Source organism: uncultured Acetatifactor sp., assembly GCF_948601915.1.
Classification (GTDB): domain Bacteria; phylum Bacillota; class Clostridia; order Lachnospirales; family Lachnospiraceae; genus Acetatifactor.
Window position 1 is genome coordinate 1 of record NZ_CAPDXS010000246.1, and the last position, 3,374, is coordinate 3,374.

A 3,374-nucleotide genomic window follows, 5' to 3' on the forward strand; every position below is an offset into this window, starting at 1 on the left:
GGGGCGCTTTCTTGCAAAAGTCTATAGTCCTGAAAATTGGGAAACTTTTAGTTAAGTTTTATCCGTTTCTAATCAATGCCGACACTTTTATCCAATCACGTAACCCTCTGTTCCATCTGCTGTTTCTTCTACACAGATGTACAAAATAATTCCCTAATTCACTCCTCCCCACAATCCAAACAAGGCGCATAAACTCCCCACTCCCGATGATAGACCAGCCCATCTGCCCCCTTCACCATATACCGCACCGTACTCGCGCAATGCGCCCTGCACTCCCTGTAAAACCTCTCCGGCAGCCCCACGTAACTCTGCAGCTGCTCCAGCACATACCCGCACTTCTGGTACAGATACCCGTTCCCATACCTCTCCAGGCACTGGAGCAGCCTGTCCGCGTCCAGCCCCGGCAGCCTCATGATGCACTCCACCACGTCCTCCAGCCCGGCCTCCCCCGAGAAGCTGTGCAGGCTGTCCACCACCGTCTGCTCCAGGCCGGCCACAAGGCTTCCGCCCACCCATGACTTATCGGCCCCGGCCTTCGGATGCACCCTGCGGTAGAACACCCCGTTATACCGGAAGTCCGTGAACCGCGTCCCCGTGGCCACGAAGACCTCGTTCCCCACCCTCGGCGCATACCCCCACGCCTCGAAAGCGCTGCCCAAGGCGATGTACGCATCCGGGAACAGCCTGCTGCCGATCTGGTACCGGTTCAGCATAGGCTCCCCCGTCTCCACGTCCATCACCGTGTACAGGTTGCGGTGTATCCTGTCGATGTAGCCCTTCCTCTGGTAGTCGTTCACCAGATAGGCCACCGCCGACCGCTCCCCCACCATGTCCGTGACATCCTGTAGGGTGAAGCACCCCAGCTCCCGCATCCGCTCATAATACTTGGCTCCGGAAGGCCGCTCCTGCCTTCCGGTGTATGGCCCGGCTACAGGGAGCCGCTCCCGCTTGCTACAGCATCTCGTTCCGGTCGTCTCTGGCATTTCCCACTCCATATCCGCCGCCTCGCCCTGTTTCCGGGCAAGGCGGCCAAATCATCACGTCAGTCCCTGCAAACGGCTTATGGCACCTGCCGTAGATACCGCATAGTTCGCCTAACTGGCATGTAAGGCGAACTTTTCGGGCCTCTTTCAGTCCACGAGCCTCCCTTCGAAAAGCGGCGCAAAAATCAGGGCCAACTGCCAAATATGGTAATTTAGCCAAAATCCCTCTGCGAAACATATGAAAAATCAAGGAAAAAATAATCGAAATTAGGAAATATTGACAAAAATAAATTTAGGCTTGCACTACCCACACATTGGGTATAAAATGATAGGAGTGATAAAAAAGTTCGCCTTACATGCCAGTAAGGCGAACTTTTTCATTATTTATAACGACTTTCCACGGTCAACTCACCTTATTCGAAAGCCACCGTCTGCTCCAGGTACTCCGTCTTGACTACAATGTAGGGGTAAGAGGGCTGGGGGTTCTCCTTCTCGGAGGGGTCCGGCCCCAGCAGGCCCGTATCGATTACAATCTCGTCATCAGTCAGGTACAGTTCATCCACCGCGATGCTGTAGCCCCCGGTCTCCTGTTCCCCGTATCCCACGCATATGTACAGATTCGCGTTGTCCGTGTAGGTAATCTGGAAGGGAGCCGACTTTTTCTCCTCCAGAATGGGCAGGAGCTGCTCCGGTATCATCTCCTGGCTGAGCACAGTGAAATCCAGGTCACGGAGCTTGATCTTCTCCTGGCTCGTCAGCGTACAGCCGGAAACGAACAGCATGCAGGCAATCAGCAGTATGCACAATCCTGTCTTCTTCAATGATAGACCTCACAAACTTTTTTCTATTTTCTTCTATTTTATGTACAGCCGTGGATTTCTATGCTAGAATAGAGAGGATCTCTTATCATCTACAGGAAAGGCTGATATTATGATACGACTCGTTTTAGTGGCACTCTTTTTGCTCCTGTTCTTGGTACTGTCCATCCCCATGCTGGCGGTGGAATGGCTGACGGGAAAGCGCAATCCGGCCCGCAAAGACAGAATCGCCAAGGCATTGGTGGGCTGGGGCTTCCGCTGCATCGCCTGGCTGGCGGGCACCAGGCTCATCGTCAGGGGGAAGGAGAACATCCCCTCAGACAGCGCCGCCCTCTTCGTGGGGAACCATCGCAGCTATTTCGACATCGTGCTCACGTATTCCCATTTCCCCGGAATCACGGGCTATGTGGCAAAAAAGGAGATGCTGCGCTATCCTCTGCTGAACAGTTGGATGCGGAACATCCACTGCCTGTTCCTGGACAGGGACAACATCAAAGAGGGCCTGAAGACCATATTGGCAGGTGTGGAGGAGGTGAAGCGGGGCGTGTCCCTGTGCATCTTCCCGGAGGGGACCCGCAACAAGGTGAACGATACCTTCCTGCCCTTCCGGGAGGGAAGCTTCAAGATAGCGGAGAAAGGCGGCGTACCGGTGGTGCCCATGGTCATCGTGAACGCGGCCGATGTCTTTGAAGACCATCTGCCCTGGATCAGGCGCACCACCGTAATCCTTGAGTTCCAGCCCGCCATCTATATGAAGGACATGGATCGAAACGAAAAAAAGAACATAGGCGCGCATGTCAGCAGCCTCATTTCAAAGCGGTACTTTGAGCTGAAGGGAGAGTATTTCCCGGCGCTCTCCGCGAAGCAGTGACGGTCTTCGCCGGAAGGGGCAGCTCTACAAGGAAACTGGTCACCTCATCCTCGCTGGCTGCCGTGATGCTGCCGTCGTGGAGGGTCACAATCTCCTTTGCGATGGCCAGCCCCAGCCCGGCCCCGCCGGTGTTGGTGGCCCGGGCGTCGTCCAGCCGGAAGAATTTCTCGAAGATGGCCTCCAGCTTGTGCGGAGGAATCGTCCTGCCCCGGTTAGACACCTCTATCCTCACAAAGTCCCCCACTGTCCGGCATTCCACTGCGATGGCCGTGCCGGGGTAGCTGTAGGCTATGGCGTTCTTCAGGATATTGTTGAACACCCTGGCCAGCTTCTCCCCGTCCGCATAGAGGGTCAGGGGGCCGCCCGAGGCGTCCGGCTCCACCTCCAGGCGGATGGTATTCCCATGGTCGCTTAAGAGCGGGTAGAACTCGTCCGTCATCTGTTCCAGCATGAAGGACAGGTTCACGGTCTCCTTCTCCAGGGCGATCGTCTGGAGGTTGTAGCGGGTAATCTCGAAGAATTCGTTAATCAGCTTCTCCAGCCGCAGGGCCTTGTCCAGGGTGATGTGGACATATTTCGCCCTCTGGGAGGCGGGCATGTCCGGGGCTTCGTCCATCAGGCTCAAGTATCCGATGACGGAAGTCAATGGCGTCTTCAAGTCATGGGCGAGGTAGGTGATCAGGTCGTTCTTCCGGCTGGCCT

4 protein-coding genes are annotated in these 3,374 nt (G+C 55.7%); 1 reads left to right on the forward strand and 3 read right to left on the reverse strand.

Translation table 11 applies throughout. From position 1 onward, the window contains the following. Positions 1-158 precede the first annotated feature (158 nt). Positions 159-983, reverse strand: coding sequence for a hypothetical protein (locus Q2B33_RS23575; RefSeq protein ID WP_300569784.1), 825 nt, complete (start codon positions 981-983; stop codon positions 159-161). 413 nt (positions 984-1,396) lie between these two features. Next, positions 1,397-1,804 (reverse strand): protease complex subunit PrcB family protein, encoded by a 408-nt coding sequence (locus Q2B33_RS23580; protein ID WP_330684846.1) that lies wholly within the window; start codon positions 1,802-1,804, stop codon positions 1,397-1,399. Between the two features lie 127 nt (positions 1,805-1,931). Between Q2B33_RS23580 and Q2B33_RS23585 the strand changes: the two genes are divergently transcribed. After that, positions 1,932-2,672: a lysophospholipid acyltransferase family protein gene (locus Q2B33_RS23585; protein WP_330688402.1), complete on the forward strand. Its 741-nt coding sequence runs from the start codon at positions 1,932-1,934 to the stop codon at positions 2,670-2,672. Here the strand turns inward: Q2B33_RS23585 and Q2B33_RS23590 are convergent. After that, the coding region (locus Q2B33_RS23590) for a cell wall metabolism sensor histidine kinase WalK (RefSeq protein WP_300914308.1) at positions 2,608-3,374 on the reverse strand (767 nt) is incomplete at its 5' end. The two genes, Q2B33_RS23585 and Q2B33_RS23590, sit on opposite strands and share 65 nt — an antisense overlap.